We start from the raw sequence: 18007 nt of genomic DNA on the forward strand, positions 1-18007 counted from the left end.
CAGGCCTTAACCGCAACGCGGGGTCATTCCATGTCCAATATTCCTCAGGGAAAGGACAGGGAATGACCCCGCGTTGGTTTAAGTCCGGTGGAGTCAGCCGCCGAGGACACCCGTTACGGCGGCGCTGATGGCGGACCTGATCCGGGCGTGCAGGTCCCGCAGGCCGGCCCGGTCGGCGCGGACCTCCACAATGGTGCGCCCGTTGATTGGTGCGGCAAGCGCTTCGGCGAGTCCCGCCGTCGTGCTTACCGAGCAGTGCCCGACGCCGTACGCTGCGGCTATTGCCGCGATGTCCACCGTGTGGGGGGTGCTGAAGAGGCGTTCGACGGCGTCCGGGTATCCTCCCGCGTCGCGCACGGCGCCGTGCTCGAGCAGGTCGAAGATTGCCCCGCCAGCATCGTTCAGCACCACGATCCGGAGGTCCGGCACCGCCTCGCCGGGACCGAGAAGCAGGCCGCCGGCGTCGTGCAGGAAGGTGACGTCGCCCAGCAGGAGGGTGGTTTCCTGACGGCCGCCCAATGCGATTCCGGTGGCGGTGGAAATGGTGCCGTCGATGCCGGCCAGGCCGCGGTTGGCGTAGATGGTGGCCGCGGGCCCGGCCGCGGGCAGTCCGGCCAGATCAACGTCTCGGATGCCGTTCGACGAGCCCAGCACCAGTTGGCCGCGAGCCGTGCTCCACACCTGCGCGCCCACCGCGGGACCCGTCGCGGCAGGCTCTCCGCCAAGTATTCCATCCAGGGCATGCTGCGCGGCGGACCCGGCCAACAGCCAGGTATCCAGCCAGTCGGAAGGGCCGCGGCCGGCAAATTCGGCGAGGTCGGCCAGGCTTTCAAGGGGCAGTTCGGTGCGCCGGCCGGCCTCGTACCAAGCCACGGGAACCGGCTGGTACAGGGCTGAAGGGACGTCGGCCCGGGCAAGCAGGGACGCCACCGGCCGGGACAGCGTGGGCCGGCCGAAGAGGACCACACGCTCGATGGGCTGGGCCGAGTCCGGTCCAAAATGCTCCAGCAGCAACCGGTAGGGACCCACGGCGTTCGGCCCGAAGCGGGCGTTCGAGGACGGCTCGGCGAGCAGCGGAAGTCCGTGGGCGCGGGCGAAGGCCTCGGCGACCGGTCCGGCGTCGTGCCCTGCCAGTACTACGGTGCGCCGCTCCTCCAGCGAAGCAGCGGCGGGCGGCAGGTCCATGGTGAGCGGTTCGGTGGCGATGCGGAATTTCTGCCGATCAGCCGCCGTCGGAAGCTGCTCCCCCGCGCCCGGCACCAGCGGGTCGCGGAAGGAAAGGTTCAGCTGGACGGGCCCCGGCGCGAGCTCCGAGAACGCGCCCGTGGCGGCGGACAGCGCTGTTTCCACGGCGCGGAGCGGGCTGCTGCCGGCCGGGACGTCGGCCGCGAACCGGACGTGCTCGCCGAACAGGTCCAGCTGGATGGTGGTCTGGTTGGCGCCCGTGCCCAGCAGCTCCTCGGGCCGGTCGGCGGAGAGCACCACCAGCGGGACGGCAGCGTGGTTAGCCTCCATCACCGCCGGCATGAGGTTCCCGACGGCGGTGCCGGACGTGGTGAGGACGGCAGCCGGGGAGCCAGTGGACAAGGCGAGGCCCAGGGCCGTGAACCCGGCCGACCGCTCGTCGATCCGGACCAGCAGTTCCACCCGGCCCTCAGCTGACGCTTCGGCCAGGGCATAGGCCATCGGCGCCGACCGCGAACCCGGCGAGACCACCACATACTCCACCCCGCCGTCGATCAGGGCGCCGACGGCGATGCGCGCCGCCGCGATGGAGGTCAAAGATCCGGCCTCCGAAGGCTTTGCGGGGTGAAGATCGGAGGCGTCGGGGGCAGGTTCGTTCAGCGAAGTCACCAAACCAGTCTGCCACCCCGAAGCCACACCCACCCGCCAGCGTTGCTCTATCACTTACAGTCCTTATCAAGGCCGTTTGGGGACCAAAAGTGATAGAGCAACGTAAGGGCGGAACGCTGACTAGCCGCGGAACACCTGGACCACGGCGGGACGCGGGGCGCGCACCTGGCCGGCTGCCGGCGTCGTCTTTTCAACGTAGTCCGGGAAGTACGAGTGCGGAGCCTCGAAACTGCCGTCCTCACCCGGGTGCTGCACAGCCACGAACACGGTGCGTTCCTCGTCGTGGATGATGGGGCCACAGGTCTCGGCCTCGCGGGGAACGGCCAGGAACTGCTCCACCTTGCCGCGCTCGGCACCGTCCAGGGTGACCTTGAACAGGCCGTCGTTGTAGCCAATGCCCGAGGGGGCGCCGTCGGTGGAGATCCAGAGGTTGCCCACGGAGTCGAAGGCCACGTTATCCGGGCAGGAAATGGGTGAGACCTTGTCCACCGGGTAGCCGGAGAAGTAGGTGACATCACCCTGGGCCGGATCTCCGCAGACCATCAGCAGGTTCCAGTTGAAGGTTGTGGAGGTCTGGTCGCCGGATTCGGTGATTTCCACGATGTGGCCGTCGCGGTTCTCGTTGCGCGGGTTGACCTCGGTGGCGCCTTCCTTGCCTGCCTTTCCGCGGTCGGAGTTGTTCGTGCAGACCACGTACACCTTGCCGGTGTGAAGGCTGGGCTGGACATCTTCGCAGCGGTCCATCTTGGTGGGGCCGCCGTTTTTGTTGTAGGCCTTGTCGGCGGCGATGCGGGTGTACACCAGGACCTCTTCGACGGTCATGTCCTTGATGGCGGACTGGCCATCCACCACCAGCGGCAGCCATTCGCCGACGCCGTCGAAGGAACCGTCGGATGGAACAGCCCCGGTGCCGGTGATCTCAGCAGCGGGCGCGCTTCCGGTGAACTGGGCAACGTAGAGGTTACCTTCGGACAGCAGACCCATGTTGTTCTTGCGGTCGCCTTCTTTGTACTTGCCCTTGGAGACGAACTTGTACAGGTAGTCGAACTTCTCGTCGTCACCCATGTAGGCCACCACATGGCCCGACTCGGCCACGATCACATTGGCACCCTCGTGCTTGAAGCGGCCCATGGCCGAGTGCTTCCTGGGGGTGGAGGTGGGGTCGAACGGGTCCACTTCCACGATCCAGCCGAAGCGGTTGGCTTCGTTTTCGTAGCCGGGCTTGCGGGTGTCGAAGCGATCATCGTCCAACTCCCACTGGCGGGCGGTGGCCTTGGAGGTCAGGCCGTAGCGCTTGTCGCCGTCGGAAGTTCCGCCGGAGACGAAGTAGCCGTTGAAGTTTTCTTCGCCGGAGAGGATGGTGCCCCAGGGGGTGGTGCCGCCGGAGCAGTTGCCGAACGTGCCCTTGATGGCCTTGCCGGATGGGTCCGCCACGGTTTTCACCAGTGCGGAACCGGCAACCGGGCCGGTCAGTTCGTAGGTGGTGTCATCGAGGAATCGGCGGTTCAGCGGCGCGCCCTTGACGTAGGCCCACGGCTTGGTGGTGTTCTTGCGCTCGAGTTCGACCACGGCCAGGCCGTGGGCGGCGCGGCCGATGGCACGGGTTTCCTTGGCGTCATAGCCCTTCGGAACCATGATGCTTTCGTTCGTGTACTCGTGGTTGGTGAACAGGACGGCGCGGCGGCCCTTGGTGTCCGGGATTTCCAGGATATCCGTGTAGTCGTTGTTGTAACCGAACTGGCGGGCCTGGGCGGCAGCGGTCTGGTTGTTCAGATCGAAGTCGGGCGAGTCGCTGAACAGCGGGTCACCCCAACGGATGATCGGCTGCCACGTGAAACCTTCCGGCACCGTGAAGGCGTCCACGGCCTTGTCCACGGGCTTGATGGCGGTGAACTGCAGCTTGGACTTGGCGAAGCCTTCTTTCGCTGCTTTGGACAGTCCGGCAGCGGATGCGGGTTCGGCGGAGGTTACGGCAGAACCGAGCACGACGGCGAGCGCACCGGCGGCGCCGAAGCCCAGTGCGGCGCGGCGGGACATGGTGGCGGAGGCGATGTCGCGGAAGTAGCTGTTGGAGCTGGTGTTGCAGGTCTCGCCTGCGCAGGCGTTGTCGCACTTGAGTGCGCAGGTGACGGGGCTCCGCTTGCCTTTCGTATGGCCGAGCATGGGGAGCAGGTTGAACTTGCGGGCTGTCGTTTCAGACAAGGGGGTGCCTCCAATAGGACGATCGGGTCCCGACCACCCTGTCAGCCCGTTCCGACCCGCAGCCGTCAGCCAGGTGAAGTTCGGGTTAACCGGCGGTGACCTGCGGGTACATGAGGGGGCGTTGCCCGAAAATCCGCATCAAGTGACAGAGCGTTTACCGAAAACCGGCAATAAGTGAGAGCGCGTCGGCCGTGGGTCAGGGAGCGAGGGTGGCATGGACGCGGCGGAGGCGGTCCAGCCACCAATTCCTGCGTTCGGCGGAAGCCGCAAACTGCTCCAGCAGCCCGGCGTCGGGGACGGCGTCGCGGAGGCGGATGGCGCCGTCGTCGGCTACCAGCGGGTCCAACGTGATGTCGGAGGTGAAAAGCGACACGGTGCCCAGGCCGCAGGCGTACGGCAACTCCGGCAAGGAGGCCGCCAGCGCCAGCCCCGCGCGGATTCCCACGGACGTGTCCAGGGCGGAACTCACGACGGCGGGCAGTCCGGCCTGCGCCACGATGTCCAGCGCGCGGCGCACTCCCCCGAGCGGTGCGACCTTAACAACGAGCAAATCGGCCGCGCCGGCACGCGCCACGCGCAGGGGGTCGGATTCCTTGCGCACACTTTCGTCGGCGGCGATCAGCACGGGCGTTCCGGCGTCCCGCAACCGGCGCCGCACTTCCGCCAGCCCCTCAATGGAGGGCACCGGCTGCTCAGCGTATTCAAGCCCGACGGCGGCGAGCCGGGTCAGTGCCTCGACCGCGGAGGGCACATCCCACCCGCCGTTGGCGTCAACACGGATGGCGGCGTCAGGCAGGGCGGCGCGCACGGCACCCACCCTGGCGGCGTCGTCGTCGAGCGTCTGCCCCCGTTCCGCCACCTTGATCTTGACGGCATCAACCCGGCCGAAGCGGGCCAGAACGTCGGGCACCCGGTCCGCGGAGACGGCAGGGACGGTGGCATTAACAGGAATCACTTGCCGGACCGGCGGGGGGAAACCCTGCCAACCGGCCTCGACGGCGGCGGCCAGCCAGCGGGAGGCTTCGGCATCGTCGTATTCCGGGAACGGGCAGAACTCGGCCCAGCCAACGGGTCCCCGGAGCAAAAGGGCTTCACGCGCCATGATGCCGCGGAACTTCACCCGCATCGGCAGGCTCACCACGTGCGCGGAGGCCAGCAGTTCGTCAAACGACGGCACAGCGATTGGCAAGGCAGGTTGCAGTGGACGTTGCAGTGGCTGAGGCAGCGCGGGCGGGACCGAGGAAGGCATGCGTTCACTGTACAAGCGCCCTCGGACAATGATCGGCCAAGAACCCTAAAGGAAGTAGAAGCGTTAGTCAGGAAGGGTCTGTCCCATGTCTGGGTACGGTCATGCCCGGCCCGGTTTGGAGTCAAGGTACCTCTGCAGGAGGTCCGAGGTCTGCCGGCTGCATTTGGTGATGGTTTTGAGGTGCGCCGCGGCCAGCCGGGGCAGGACATAGTCCGGCGCCGCCTCACGGGTATCGATTCGAACCGAGCGCTCCAGCACCATGGCATATTCCGCGAGGCGCTCGGCTCCCACCATCTGGCTTGACGTCTTCAGGCTAAGGACTGCATCCAGGGTGCCGGGCAAGTCTCCGGTGGTCAGCGCCAATCGCAGTTTCTCACTGCGCGCCGGAAGCTGGGCGATGAAATTCCGGACGAAGACCCTCCATACTCCTTCGTCTTCATCAAGTTCGTCGCGCAGCCTGTCCAACGCGGCCGGGTCCAACAACGGCAGGGCGTTGACGTCGTCCTGCGTCATGTCTTGAAGTGGGTGGCCGGCGCCCCGCCTGGCAGATCCGCGAGGAGGGATTCCGCGAGCGCACGGACCCTGACATTCCGGTTGCTGGAGGCCTTAGCAATGAGGCCGGAAGCGAAACTCATGACGTGACCCCCCATAAACGGTTTGCCTTAACGTCCCGGAGGACCCTCAACAAACGCTAGGCGGCAGGGGTTATTGCCGCACGAGTAGTCAGTACTCGATTTCCCAACACGGCAACACTAGGTACCTGCCGCCCAGGGCACCGCCGACGGGCCGCCTAGATCCACTTGTTGTGCTTGAAGGCCAGGTACAGGACAACGCCCATGGCAACCATCAGGCCCAGCGCGTAGGGGTAGCCCAACTGCCAGTCGAGCTCGGGCATGACCCGGAAATTCATGCCGTAGATCGATGCCACCAGCGTGGGTGCGAACAGGATGGCCGCCCATGAGGAAATGCGCTTGACCTCCTCATTCTGCTGATAACTGGATTCGGTCAGGTTCTTCATCTCGTCGTTCTGCCGCTGGGCCACCAGGGCGGCGTTCACGGCGAGCGCATTCTGCAGCAGGGCGCGGAAGGCGGCCACGCGTTCGTTGAGCCGAATGATGTGGTCCAGCACGTCGCGGTAGTGGTCCTGCAGTTCAGGCTCCTTGTCCCGTCCCGGGGTGCCTGCCATGAGGGCCTGCAGGATTCCCGCGAGCGGGCTGGTGGCGCGCTGGAACGTGATGACCTGCCGGGAGAGCTCGTAGATCCGGCGTGAGACGTCGGGGTCCGCCCCGAAGAGGTCGTCCTCGATCTCGTCAATGTCGTTCTCCAGGCCGGCCGCCACAGGTTCGTACTCGTCCACTACCTGGTCCAGGATGCCGTAGAGCACGGCGTCCGGTCCGAGGGCGAGGAATTCGGGCATGCCTTCCATCCGGCGGCGGACCCGGGCCAGGTCCGGGGACTCCGCGTGGCGGACGGTGATCACGTAATCAGTGCCGACGAAGACGTGGATCTCGCCGAAGTCCACCTTCTCGACGTCGTCCAGATAGCGGGCCGGCCGGAGCACCAGGAAGAGGTCTTCGCCGTAGTGCTCCAGTTTGGCGCGCTGGTGTCCGGCGAGCGCGTCTTCAACGGCCAGGTGGCTAAGGTCGAATTCCTCCGCCACTGACCGGAGTTCGTCGCCGTCGGGCCGGTAGAGCCCGATCCACGCCATCCCTTCGCGCTGCCTGAGCAGGAAATACGTCTCGTCGAGGTCTTCGGGGTCAGCGGTGCGAACGCCGTTCACGTACACCGCGTTGTCGATAATGGTCACGGCCGTGCCTCCTTTGGGCAGTCTCCCTGTGGGTGACGTTAGACCTTCCGCGTCGGGAACCCAAGAGGCCGGAACCCAAAAGGCCTTCCAACGCATATACATATGTGTATACAATTTGATCATGGCAAGGGCAGCAACAACGGCAGATGCGTTCAACGCGGTGGCAGAACCCCGCCGGCGCGAAATTTTGGACGCCCTGACGCACGGCGAGCGCCCGGTTGGCGAGCTGGTGGACCTCCTGGGACTGGCGCAGCCGCACGTATCACGGCACTTGCGGGTCCTGCGCGAGGTGGGCGCCGTCGTCGTGCGTGATGCGGGGCGGCAGCGCCTGTACCGGTTGAATCCGCAGGCCCTGAAGCCCATCCATGACTGGGTGGCCGGCTACCAGCACCTCTGGGAGGATCGCTTCGGCGTCCTCGATGAGGTGCTGGAGGATCTCAAACAGGACGAGCACTGAGAAGGAGTACGGCAATGGCACAGGCAAGCACCATGGACGTGACGTTCCCCGGCGACACGGAAATCCTCGTCACCCGCACCGTCAACGCGCCCCCGCAACTGGTTTACCGGGCGTGGACCACTCCGGAGCTCGTCAGGCGGTGGTGGCCGGGCCGGCGGGGAGAGATGACCGTGGCGGACATGGACTTCCGGGTGGGCGGGGCGTGGCGGTATGCCATGACCGCGCACGGCGGTTTCGAGGTGGCCTTCCACGGCATTTACCGGGAGATCGTGCCGAACGAACGGATCGTCCACACGGAGGTCATGGAGCTTCCGGGCACCGCGCCGGACAGTGCGGAGGGCGCCGTGCTGACCACGGTCACCTTTGAACCGGCCGACGACGGCGGCGCCACCGTGGTGCGGATCCGCACCGATGCGGGCAGCCGGGAAGTCCGGGACATGATTGCGCAGTCCGGCATGGAAGGCGGCGTGCGCGAGCAGTTCGAGATCATCGAGGATCTGGCGGCATCCCTCGCCTGACGCAGAGCTCACCTCTAAAGCAACGCGGGGTCACTCCGTGCCCATAGCCCAGCCACCAGCAACCAAGGCCCGGTCGAACCGAAATGCGTAACTTTCGGCACCGCACGTTGATCGATCCCCGCAGTGGCGCGGGCGAGTATTCCCGCGAGGCTGAAAAGTGACGCAATTTGGCCGGCCCGGGCGGGTAGGAGGCTCACAGGATTCTGTGACACCCTTAACTGATGACCTTGTCGAAGCCCGCGCGCACCGCGATTCCCGCACGCCCCGCCTTGGGCTCCGGCTTTATGTTCTTTTTCGCGTGGCTTGCATGCGTTGTGGGTTTGGTTGCCACGTACTACTACTTCGTCCAGACCACCACGGGCCAGTTCATCGACGAATCCGCGCTGGTTGAGGCCGTGGACATCCACGGACCCGCGGGCAAGGCGTCCACCCAGTTCCTGGACTGGCTGCCCACCATTTCCCTGGTGATGGCCGCCGTCGTGGTTCTTTTCGTCACGGTGATCCGGCGGCGGTGGTCCGCCGCGGGGATTGCCCTCACCGCGTGCGTCGGCGCGAACATTGCCACCCAGGTCCTCAAGGATGTCCTCCCCTCCCGGCCGGACACGGGCGTGGTGACGTTGGAACTGAATTCGCTGCCGTCCGGCCACACCACGCTCGCGGCGTCGGCTGCCGCGGCGGTGTTCCTGATGTCCTCGCCGCGGTGGCGGCCGTTTGTCGGTTTTGCCGGCGGCACGTTCGCGATTGCCTCGGGTGCGTCCACGCTGATCAACCAGTGGCACCGGCCGGCCGACGTCGTGGCCGCCTTTCTGCTGGTGGGCGCCTTTATGATTCCCGCTGGCTGGCTGATCCTCAGGCAGGGTACCTGGAATGTGTGGGACGGCTTCGGCAGGCATGTTGGGTCGGCGCGCATCTGGCTCAAGCTGCCGGTGCTGATCGGGTTGGCGTCGGCGGTTGTGGCGGTGTATTCGCTCGCCAGGATTGCGCCGGGCCCGCTGCAGGAGGGCAGCACCACCAACTATTTCTGGGCCGGCATCGCGCTGATTGTCATCGCCGGATACCTGGCCACGGTGGCCACCACCTCACTGTTCGCGTATGCCGCACGACGACGGGACGCGCCGGGGCGCTGAGCTCCCGTTGGGTGCCGTGCCGCGTTAGCCGACATGCACAGCGGCTCCACAGCCAACCCTTGAACCCCTGACAGCCGGGTTGGCGATGCTGGTTCCAGCCCCTCCGCCGGAGGGCCATCATCAGAAGGAGCCCGTCATGAAAACCACCACTAAGTCAGCGTTCGCCAGCCTGGCCCTCGCCGCAGTGATCGGCGGTGGCGCGCTGGCAACAGCAGCGCTGCCGGCCAATGCCGCCACCACCGGTTCCAGCCAGTCCGCCACCGATTCCAGCCAGTCGACGTCGCCAGCCACGCCCCGCGACGAGTCGAAGGGCGGCCACCAGGCCAACGGAATCACGGAGACGCTGCTGACCGGGGATACGGCCACCAAGGTGACGGATGCCGCCCTGGCCGCGTATCCCGGCGCCACCATCCAGCGGGTCGAGAACGATGCGGAGGGCCACGTCTACGAGGCCCACATCGTCAAGGCTGACGGCACGCGCGCCACGGTCTATGTGGACGCTTCCTTCGCCGTCACGTCCACGGAAACCGGCGGACCCGGCGGCGGCCCGAAGGGCTGACGCCTCTCAGAACGCTGTTTCCACAGGAGAGGGGGCGACCCTTCAGCCGAGCGCGGCCCCCAGCGAGCGGACCAGCCACTGGCGGTAGGCCTGGACGGACCAGCCTGCCTCCCCCACCAGTGTCTGGTACGCCTGCGGGTGGCCCACCGCCCAGATGGCGGCGGCAGCATCGGCGTCGGACATTCCGGACGTGAGCCCGCCCCGGGCCCGCACCGCGGCTGCCGCTTCGCCGTACCGTTCGAGCCGCTGCAGCGCGCGTGCGGTCTGCAGCTTGTCCACGGCGGGGTCGACGGCGGCTGCCTGGGCGATGACCCGCATCACCGGTCCGCTGCGGCGGTGGACCTCGACAAACCAGTCGGCCAGGACGGCGATCAGGGCGTCGACGTCAGCGGCTTCCGCAGTCCGCTTGCGCATCAGTTCCAGGACGTTCGACGGCGAGTGGGGGCCCGACGCCGCGGCGTCCAGTACCGCGGACAGCAGCGCTGCCTTGTTCCCCACGGAGTTGTAGACCGTCTGGAGCGCCACGCCGCTCTCCGACGCGATGGCGTCGATGGTGGTGGGCACATACCCCTGTTCGGCGAACAGCCGCCCGGCGACGGAAACGATGAGCGCGCGGGTTTCGGCAGCCTGGACGGCACGGCGGCTCGCTTTCGGGGCCCGGGAATCGGGGGCTGAAGCAGTCATAAAAATAGACTATTCCTCCAGTCACTGGAGTGCTATTCTAGTGAAAATCCGCAGGGCATCCGCCGAGGAAGTGCCCCGGGTTTGGCTAAGGAGCCGGCAATGGATTCCCAGACATTGGACGTTGTGGTGATCGGCGCGGGGCAGTCGGGACTTGCCGCAGGCCAGTTCCTGAAAGAGGCGGGTGCGGACTTCTCTATCCTCGACGGCGCGGCGCGGGTGGGTGACGTGTGGCGGAATCGCTGGGACTCCCTGCGCCTCTTTACACCGGCACGGTACAGTTCCCTTCCCGGCCTGAAATTCCCGGCCGCAGGCGGTAGCTTCCCCGGCAAGGATGGTTTCGCGGATTATTTAGAGGCCTATGCGGCCCACTTCCAGCTGCCCGTCCGGACCGGGATTCAGGTCCGCTCCGTCCGGCCTGTGGACGGTGGCTTTGAGCTGCAGGCCAGCGACGGGGAGTTGCGGGCGCGGAGTGTCATTGCGGCGCCGGGCGCCAACTCCGTTCCTTTTGTTCCCAGGCTCGCGCCGTTTCTCGATGCGTCGATTCTGCAGCTGCACAGCAGTGAATACCGGAGCCCGTCGGGGCTCCCGGAGGGCGGGGTCACGGTGGCCGGCGCGGGAACCTCGGGGATGGAAATCGCACTGGAACTCGCGCAGCACCGGCCCGCGGGATCGGTGTACCTCGCCGGGACGCCCACCCGGCACATCCCGGATGCAGTGTTCCGTTTTACCGGTCCGCTGTACTGGCGCCTGGTGAATTCACTGCTCACCCTGGACACCAGGCCCGGCCGGAAGGTCGCAGCGGGATTCCATCAGCAGGGCGCACCGCTGATCCGGGTGTCAGTGAAGGATGTGGAGCGGGCAGGGGTTGCCCGGCTTTCCCGCCTCCAGAACGTCGGGGACGTGCCGGCCGATGTCCGCACCATCGTCTGGGCCACAGGTTACAGGCCCGATTTCGGCTGGATCGAGGGACTCCCCCTGGACGCGGACGGCTGGCCTGCCACGGACCGCGGCATTGTGCCGGAACTGCCCGGCCTGTACTTCGTGGGGATGCCGTTCCAGTATGCGCTGACGTCAGGGCTCGTGGGCGGGGTGGGCCGGGATGCGAAGTACGTGGTGGAACACCTCGTGGCTCACCAGCGCGCTTTGAGTTGGGCTCAAGAGCAGTAGATCTTGCCGTTGCTGGTGCCGGCATCCAACCGCACTGTGGTCTCGGCGATCATCGTGGAGTGGTCGGCATAGGATGCCGTCAGCCGCACACTCACAACGCTCATTCCGTTGCTCTGGGTGAGTACGGTTGAGGTGCCACTGAGCTGAATGGTTCCGGTCGGGTCGACCGGGGTGACAGCGGAAGCGGGGCCGTAGGTGCCATCCGCTTTCTTGGCCGCAAGCGCCAAGCCGGTAGGTGCCCCGGACAACGTATAGGCCAGGTTCACGTATTTGTCAGAGTTAAGCGCCGAAGAACAGATGAGTTGTCCGGGCCACGTGCCATTTGCCGTGACACTCATCGTTGCCGTGGCTGACTGTTGCCACAGCGCCGACGCCGCGGTCCCGCCGACGCCCAGAAGGACGGTAAGCACGAATGCTCCGACTGCGAGTGCGGCCCCCGGCAGCTGCACGAACTTCTTCACGCTGACGGCTCCACGTCCGCCGTTTTTGACCGACTGCGGCTTCGCAAGCCCCTGATAACCATCAGGCCGCCATAACCGATCAGCCCAGCCGCGGCGAGCCTCACCCACATGTCGCGGTCGGCGTTGCCCAAGGCGTTGGCTACGAAGCCAACGTAGGGAACGGCGTAGAAAAGTTTGCCTTTGACCTGGATGGCGCGGACGGGCTCGGGATCGTTGGCCCCGTTGTTATCGCCCCGGGTGAGCAGCGTCTTCTCCCCTTGCTGCGTGGTACCGAAGCCAACAATGCGGTGTGTTTCCACGTCCGGCCGTCCGGAGTACAGCTGGAAGGTGATCACGTCGCCGTACTTGAGCTCGTCGAACGCGGCCGGCTTCATCACCATGAACGTGCCTGGCGGAAATTTCGGCACCATGGACTTGGTGAGGATGGTGTAGGACTGCGAGCCCGTGGCATGCGGGACAACGATCAGCACGAGCGCGGCGAACACGGCGATCGCCAGGACAACCATGTTCAGGATTCGTCCGATTGCGGCCCACACGCTGCCGCGGACTGGCTTGGCAGTTTCCTTACCGGGAACTGCCGATCCGTTGCGGCGAAGGCCGGCGCCTCCGCGGTGCAGGAAGGACAGGTCAGCACTCACCAGGCACCCCGCAGAGCTGACGGGCGGTGATCGTCAAAGGAATGTTCACTGCTTGTCCTTTCACAGATGTGGGGGGATTGGAGTTGAGAGTGACCTGGAGACAGAACACGGTGGAGGCGGCCTTGGCAACGCTGGCCGCTGTCAGCGTCGATGTTCCCAACGCCGCGTAGCCGGAAGTGTCGCTGCAGTCTGTTGCTTGGGTGCCCATCTTGGCGTTGACGGTGACGTTCTGGGCCAGGCTTCCGTCTCCCGTGCTGGTCACCGTTCCCTTGGTGGCCGTAATGGCCGTGCTGAACGTGCCGCCTGCGTTGCTGTTATTGGTGAGGACCACTCCGCCGTAAGCCGATCCGCCGGGAAGCAGGGTGCCGGTGGGGATGATGGCCAGGTTGGCGGTTGTACCGTCGGCCATGGTCATGTTCGTGAAGTTCGCGCTGTTGGGAGCGGCAGTCATCTTCACGTCGAACGACGCCGACCCCACCGTCCCCGGGGGTACCGCAACGGTGGCGTTCCAGAGGGCGTACGTGCCCTGCACGGTGAGCAGCCCCAGGAGCACTGCCGCGGCAATCAGGGCCGCCGCCTGCAGTGAATGCTTGATACGCATGGGTCCTCCTGGTCCTGATTCCGGGCGTCAGCTGGCGGGTGGCCTTTCGGTCACCCGCCAGTTTCAGACTACGGGGCGGGGACCAGGCCGGAGCCGGCAACAACCTGCTGCAGCGTGAACTTGACGTTGCCCAGGTTGTAGGTCTTGTTCACGTCCGTGCGTCCCGTGGCGTTGGCGGAGAGGAACTCGAAGGTCATGGTAGCGGTGACCTTCTGGATGCCGGTGGACGCCGTCAGGTTGTTAGGCACGGGGGCGCCGTTGATGGCCAGGGAAGGTCCGGTGACAGCAACGTTGGTCGGAGTAAAGCCATTGGCCTGGTCGGCGCCAACGGCCACGATGGTCGCGGCCATCTTGTCGCCGGTCAAGGTGACATCAACGTCTTGGGTGAAAGTCAGCTTGTCACCCGGAACCACCTTGTAAGCGCTGATGTCTGGAATAACTGTTCCGGCACGGTCTTTCCAGACGCCGTTCACGGTCTTCACGACGTTCAGGTCACCGGCAACAATAGTGCCCGGCGCCGTCGTGGCTTCTGCGTTCCATGCGGCCAGTGTTCCGCCGCCGCCCAGCAACAGTGCTGCGCCCAGGGCGATGGCTGCGGATCCCTTGATGAGTGTGGTGTTCTTCATGATGTGTCCCCTCAGACTTTTGCGTGGTTCGTTGCCTTGATGAAGACAACAATGCACTTCCAAAATCAGGATTTAATCCGGGAAAACGTCAAGGTTGAGGCGACATTTGTCAAGGTTTCCTCAAGGAAATCACGACGCCGAAAAGGGGCACCTGAGCTGCGGATTCTCTCCATTCGATGGACTTCTACCCGCGGGTAACTAATCAATCAAAGTGACAAAATCCGGCTAGTAGTTCCGCCGGTGTTTCAGCCGCGGCAGCACCACCGCGAACACGCCGGCCGCGGCAAAGCCAAGGAGCCCGGTGGCCGAGACCCCTGCCCCCAGCGAGGCCACGGCGGTGACCCCGGAGAGCAGCACAGGCCCGCCGGTGGATCCGGCATCGGCGATGAACCGCCACAGGCCCAGGAACTGGCCCCGGCCGCGGTCGGGCGAGAAATCGGCACCGAGGGTCATGATGAGCCCGGAACTGATGCCGTTGCCGAACCCGATCAGCAACGCCGCCAGCAGCAGCCCGGTGAACGAGGCAGTCAAGGGAATCAGCAGCATGGCGATCCCCATAATGACGGTGGAGGGAACGGCCACAAACAACCTGCCGCGCCGGTCCATCACCTTCCCTGCGGGGTAGAACACCAGCATGTCGATCGCTCCGGACAGCCCGTAGATCACCGACGCCTGGGCAGGATCCATCCCCAGATGCTCTGCCCACAGCGGGATGACCACCTGGCGCGACGCGCGCAGCGCGCTGAGCAGCAGGATGCCCACTCCCAGCGTCAGGAAGACGCCGGCATGGGAAACCGCCACATTCCGCAGCGTCGGCTCCGGAGTCTTGCGGCCGCCGTCGGGCGCTGGCGGGACAACCAAATCCGGGATGGTGACGGCGAGGACGGCGGCCGCAGCCATCCCCACCACGCCCACCCAGTAAGCTCCCGCGATCCCCGCAAACTGCATAACGGCGGCCCCGATGAACGGTCCCAGGAAGACGCCGATCCGGCTGACCCCGCCGAGGGTCGACAGGGCCCGCGCGCGGAACTGGATGGGCACGGCCTCGGTGAGGTACTTCTGCCGCGCCAGGCTGAAGACACTTGCCGCCATCCCGACGACGGTCATCGCCGCCGCGAGCACCCAGAGTCCGTGGGGAATCAGGGAGGAAAGCGCGGCCGCCGCGAGCGCGAGGGCGCCCACCGCGGCGGCGCCGACGATCGACCAGCGTTCGCCGTACTTGAGCGTAATAAGGGAGGCGGGCAGGTTGAAGAACCATGAGCCCAGCCCGATCAGCGTGACGATCAGCGCGGAAACCGCCACGGATGCACCGAGGTCGCGCGCGGAGAGGACCACCACCGGAAGCACTGCGCCCTCGCCGATGCAGAACAGCAACGCAGGCCCAAAGGCGGGTATGGCAATGCTTCGGAAGTTGAACGGCGGCGGGGTTCCAGGCGAAGTCATCAGATTTATCTTACGCGGGATGATTCCGCGCCTTTCAGGGGGTCACAAGCGGTCCGGCGAGGACTAATCTTTGCCTTGTGGGGTGCTTTTACGTGCCCCTAACAGCCAAGGAGGTCTCATGGGTGAGGTGTGGATCCGCACCATCAGCAATAGCCTGGTCCGGGCAGACAAGGTCACGGAAATCGCGTCCACCCGGGCGTCTCTCCACGACGACCAGGGTTATGCGCTGAAAGTCATTGTGGACGGCAAGGCCCACGTCATTATTGACGACGGCGGGCTGCCGGGCTCGTTCACCGAGCGGCAGGATTATGCCCGGCATCTGGAAGACGCCCTGCTGTTCGCCCTCGACGAGGCCCGGGAGGCTGACGCCTCAGTCGTAGTCTGCTTCGAACCCGAGACCGAAGGGTGGGCTCTCTCGCCGGCGTCCGAACTGGCCGGCAGGATTCCCGCCGGCAGTTAACTGTCTCAACCGGCCAGCGCCTCCGTCCGCCTCGCTGATTCAGGCGGCCAAGCGGGCGGGCGTGTGATGAGCCGCGTGCAGCTGGTGTGCCGTGTGCAGCGCATGCCTCGGCGGAAGGATGCTGAGCGTGCACGGGGTCTGCTGCGGGTCGATCCTGACCGGCAGGAAACGAGCTTCGGAGCAGGTCAGCAACTGACGCAGGGCATCGGGGTCCACGCGCGCGTTCCGCATGTCCAGTTCGAGGACGAGGTTGTGCCTCAGGGCGTTGGCTCGCTTCACCACCACAAAAAGGGCCTGGATGCTGTGAATGGTGACGTGGCCCTTGGCAACAACCTGGGCTTTGGCGTGGTCGAAATCGACGTGGACAAGAATGCTGAGCTTGTTGGTCAAGGTCAGGCGCCTTCCTTGCGTGGCCGCGACGCTGCAGCCCGGTAGGCCGTGCATTGCCGGCCAGTGGCCGCGCTTCAGCAGCCATGTTCAGGCTAGGCAGCTGAGTTTGATCTGCGCAACATGTGGACGGATTGTGTCGGCAGCCGGTGCCCTAGGATTCGGAGCATGAACATTGCAGTTGCCGGTGGAACCGGAACACTTGGCCGCCATGTGGTCACCATCGCCCAGGCCCGCGGGCACCGTGTAGTCAGCCTTTCCCGCGCCGAGGGTGTGGACCTGGTGAGCGGTGCCGGACTGGCCGAGGCACTGAAGGGTGTGGACGCCGTCATCGATGTGGCCAACATTCAAACGCTGAACGGGAAGAAGTCCGTGGACTTCTTCACTGCCGTGAGCGGCAACCTTCTGCGGGCGGAGAAGGTTGCCGGGGTGGGGCACCATGTGGCCCTGTCCATCGTGGGAGTGGACAGGGCGCCGGTTGGCTACTACGCCGGAAAACTGGCCCAAGAGGACGTGGTCCGCAATGGCGGCGTGCCGTGGACCATTCTTCGCGCCACCCAGTTCCATGAGTTCGCACCGCAGATGCTGGAACGCAGTTCCCTGGGACCGCTGGTGTTGGTCCCCCGGATGGCCAGCCAGCCGGTGGCCGCACATGAAGTGGCCGCGGCCCTGATCGACGCCGCGGAGGCCGGACCGCAGGGACGGGCGGCTGACCTGGGCGGCCCTGAACGCAAACAGATGGCTCACCTCGTCCGCGCCTATGCCCGAAAACATGGCCAGAAGAAGCGCGTAATTGAGTTCACCGCCCCGGGCCGGCTGTGGCGCGCGATGCGCAACGGCAGCCTGATCCCGGCAGCGGGCGCCGCCGTCGGACGCCAAACGTTTGGTGAGTGGCTGGAGACGGATCCCTGAGTTCCCCTCCCCTTAGTGACTCCGCCTGAAATGCATGACGCCTGCGACGATACCCATGGCGCCCACCAGGGATCCGAGGATGATGCTGAGGCCTGAGACGTATTCAAGAATGGTCATCGTTGACGCACCTTTCATATGGCTGGTCCGCTGACGCTAACGGCAGATGCTCAGGATCCGCGCAAGATTAGCGGCGTGTCGCATCACGATTCAGACGCAACCATAACCAAATCGGTGTAATAAATCCGTAACTGTTGCGTGCGTCACATCCTCCCCTTACTCTGGACGAGGCTCCAGCAAACGGGCCATAGCAAGAAGCTGCAGCGTCGCAGCCAATGCCGGGGAAAGGCTTTACAACTTGAATTCCAAGCTGAACATCGTTGTACGGATAGATCTCGACCACCACAGGGCTCTGGTGATTGCAACGGGGCATATCACCATCCACAGTGTGAACGCACTATATGTAGTAGTTAAGCGGGCCAACTCCCTCAGGAAGGGTTTGGACCTGGAAGTGGACATCACCCACGCACGGGTGGATGACGAGGCCCTGGAAATGCTCCAGACAGCTTCCGTGACCCATCACCTGCCGGCCAGGATCGATCCGCAGCAGGCACCGTGCACCATCAGCGTCCTGGCTCCACGCCGGGAGCACGCAACCGCAGGGCGCGAACTGATCGCCGCCTAAAGCATCCAGGCAAGGCACCCGAAGCGCCCAACAATCGGGCCAGAGTGCCAGCCGCAAGCCTTTCGTTTTCCACTCTCCACGAACCGAGAGTGCAGCTGTACCCGAATGGACGGGTAGCTGCGCTCTGAGATCCCAACTAGGTAGCAGCACATGTCGTTCTGACGGCTCAGAAG

At 65.4% G+C, this 18007-nt stretch carries 20 protein-coding genes; 8 read left to right on the top strand and 12 right to left on the bottom strand.

What is annotated here, in order from left to right; all coding sequences use genetic code 11:
* Positions 1 to 93 precede the first annotated feature (93 nt).
* The 5 genes from menD to NQJ30_RS17980 all read right to left on the bottom strand — a co-directional run bounded on the left by menD (position 94) and on the right by NQJ30_RS17980 (position 7112).
* Positions 94 to 1845 (bottom strand): 2-succinyl-5-enolpyruvyl-6-hydroxy-3-cyclohexene-1-carboxylic-acid synthase, encoded by a 1752-nt coding sequence (gene menD / locus NQJ30_RS17960; protein ID WP_255771641.1) that lies wholly within the window; start codon positions 1843 to 1845, stop codon positions 94 to 96.
* Between the two features lie 129 nt (positions 1846 to 1974).
* Entirely contained in the window at positions 1975 to 4056 is a 2082-nt protein-coding gene (locus NQJ30_RS17965) for a PhoX family protein (protein WP_255771621.1), read from the bottom strand.
* 196 nt (positions 4057 to 4252) lie between these two features.
* Entirely contained in the window at positions 4253 to 5305 is a 1053-nt protein-coding gene (locus tag NQJ30_RS17970; protein ID WP_374113284.1) for an o-succinylbenzoate synthase, read from the bottom strand.
* A gap of 99 nt (positions 5306 to 5404) precedes the next feature.
* Complete coding sequence (locus NQJ30_RS17975) at positions 5405 to 5818, bottom strand: Hpt domain-containing protein (protein WP_255771622.1); 414 nt, start codon at positions 5816 to 5818, stop codon at positions 5405 to 5407.
* A gap of 277 nt (positions 5819 to 6095) precedes the next feature.
* Positions 6096 to 7112, bottom strand: coding sequence for a magnesium and cobalt transport protein CorA (locus NQJ30_RS17980; protein WP_255771623.1), 1017 nt, complete (start codon positions 7110 to 7112; stop codon positions 6096 to 6098).
* Positions 7113 to 7233: 121 nt separating this feature from the next.
* On the opposite strand from NQJ30_RS17980, the gene NQJ30_RS17985 reads away from it, so the two are divergent.
* The 4 genes from NQJ30_RS17985 (at position 7234) to NQJ30_RS18000 (ending at position 9773) form a co-directional block, all read left to right on the top strand.
* Positions 7234 to 7569 carry an ArsR/SmtB family transcription factor gene (locus NQJ30_RS17985; RefSeq protein ID WP_255771624.1) on the top strand — a complete coding sequence of 112 codons (336 nt, stop codon included), beginning with the start codon at positions 7234 to 7236 and terminating at the stop codon, positions 7567 to 7569.
* A gap of 14 nt (positions 7570 to 7583) precedes the next feature.
* The gene (locus NQJ30_RS17990; protein WP_255771625.1) at positions 7584 to 8087 is read left to right on the top strand and encodes an SRPBCC family protein; all 504 of its coding nucleotides are present in this window, start codon (positions 7584 to 7586) and stop codon (positions 8085 to 8087) included.
* A gap of 221 nt (positions 8088 to 8308) precedes the next feature.
* Positions 8309 to 9214 carry a phosphatase PAP2 family protein gene (locus NQJ30_RS17995; protein ID WP_255771626.1) on the top strand — a complete coding sequence of 302 codons (906 nt, stop codon included), beginning with the start codon at positions 8309 to 8311 and terminating at the stop codon, positions 9212 to 9214.
* A gap of 136 nt (positions 9215 to 9350) precedes the next feature.
* Complete coding sequence (locus NQJ30_RS18000; protein WP_255771627.1) at positions 9351 to 9773, top strand: PepSY domain-containing protein; 423 nt, start codon at positions 9351 to 9353, stop codon at positions 9771 to 9773.
* Between the two features lie 42 nt (positions 9774 to 9815).
* Here NQJ30_RS18000 and NQJ30_RS18005 read toward each other — a convergent pair whose 3' ends face one another.
* Positions 9816 to 10457: a TetR/AcrR family transcriptional regulator gene (locus NQJ30_RS18005; RefSeq protein ID WP_255771628.1), complete on the bottom strand. Its 642-nt coding sequence runs from the start codon at positions 10455 to 10457 to the stop codon at positions 9816 to 9818.
* A 99-nt stretch (positions 10458 to 10556) separates the two neighbouring features.
* Between NQJ30_RS18005 and NQJ30_RS18010 the strand changes: the two genes are divergently transcribed.
* Positions 10557 to 11624, top strand: a complete 1068-nt coding sequence (locus NQJ30_RS18010) for a flavin-containing monooxygenase (RefSeq protein ID WP_255771629.1) — start codon at positions 10557 to 10559, stop codon at positions 11622 to 11624.
* Here the strand turns inward: NQJ30_RS18010 and NQJ30_RS18015 are convergent.
* The 5 genes from NQJ30_RS18015 to NQJ30_RS18035 all read right to left on the bottom strand — a co-directional run bounded on the left by NQJ30_RS18015 (position 11612) and on the right by NQJ30_RS18035 (position 15393).
* Positions 11612 to 12085: a hypothetical protein gene (locus NQJ30_RS18015; RefSeq protein WP_255771630.1), complete on the bottom strand. Its 474-nt coding sequence runs from the start codon at positions 12083 to 12085 to the stop codon at positions 11612 to 11614. The genes NQJ30_RS18010 and NQJ30_RS18015 overlap by 13 nt on opposite strands.
* Positions 12082 to 12723 carry a signal peptidase I gene (locus NQJ30_RS18020; RefSeq protein ID WP_308215288.1) on the bottom strand — a complete coding sequence of 214 codons (642 nt, stop codon included), beginning with the start codon at positions 12721 to 12723 and terminating at the stop codon, positions 12082 to 12084. Before NQJ30_RS18020 ends, NQJ30_RS18015 begins: the two co-directional genes overlap by 4 nt.
* The gene (locus tag NQJ30_RS18025; protein WP_255771631.1) at positions 12713 to 13324 is read right to left on the bottom strand and encodes a SipW-dependent-type signal peptide-containing protein; all 612 of its coding nucleotides are present in this window, start codon (positions 13322 to 13324) and stop codon (positions 12713 to 12715) included. Before NQJ30_RS18025 ends, NQJ30_RS18020 begins: the two co-directional genes overlap by 11 nt.
* A 68-nt stretch (positions 13325 to 13392) precedes the next feature.
* Positions 13393 to 13950, bottom strand: a complete 558-nt coding sequence (locus NQJ30_RS18030; RefSeq protein ID WP_255771632.1) for an alternate-type signal peptide domain-containing protein — start codon at positions 13948 to 13950, stop codon at positions 13393 to 13395.
* 225 nt (positions 13951 to 14175) lie between these two features.
* Positions 14176 to 15393 (bottom strand): MFS transporter, encoded by a 1218-nt coding sequence (locus NQJ30_RS18035; protein WP_255771633.1) that lies wholly within the window; start codon positions 15391 to 15393, stop codon positions 14176 to 14178.
* A gap of 118 nt (positions 15394 to 15511) precedes the next feature.
* Between NQJ30_RS18035 and NQJ30_RS18040 the strand changes: the two genes are divergently transcribed.
* The gene (locus NQJ30_RS18040; RefSeq protein WP_255771634.1) at positions 15512 to 15853 is read left to right on the top strand and encodes a hypothetical protein; all 342 of its coding nucleotides are present in this window, start codon (positions 15512 to 15514) and stop codon (positions 15851 to 15853) included.
* A gap of 39 nt (positions 15854 to 15892) precedes the next feature.
* Here NQJ30_RS18040 and NQJ30_RS18045 read toward each other — a convergent pair whose 3' ends face one another.
* Positions 15893 to 16243 (bottom strand): hypothetical protein, encoded by a 351-nt coding sequence (locus NQJ30_RS18045; RefSeq protein ID WP_255771636.1) that lies wholly within the window; start codon positions 16241 to 16243, stop codon positions 15893 to 15895.
* Positions 16244 to 16408: 165 nt separating this feature from the next.
* Between NQJ30_RS18045 and NQJ30_RS18050 the strand changes: the two genes are divergently transcribed.
* Together NQJ30_RS18050 and NQJ30_RS18055 are read left to right on the top strand one after the other, a co-directional pair.
* Positions 16409 to 17152 (top strand): SDR family oxidoreductase, encoded by a 744-nt coding sequence (locus tag NQJ30_RS18050; protein ID WP_255771637.1) that lies wholly within the window; start codon positions 16409 to 16411, stop codon positions 17150 to 17152.
* A gap of 355 nt (positions 17153 to 17507) precedes the next feature.
* Positions 17508 to 17834 carry a hypothetical protein gene (locus tag NQJ30_RS18055; protein WP_255771638.1) on the top strand — a complete coding sequence of 109 codons (327 nt, stop codon included), beginning with the start codon at positions 17508 to 17510 and terminating at the stop codon, positions 17832 to 17834.
* Positions 17835 to 18007: the final 173 nt, after the last annotated feature.

This window comes from Pseudarthrobacter sulfonivorans (genome assembly GCF_024391045.1).
In the GTDB taxonomy this organism is placed as follows: Bacteria; Actinomycetota; Actinomycetes; order Actinomycetales; family Micrococcaceae; genus Arthrobacter; species Arthrobacter sulfonivorans_B.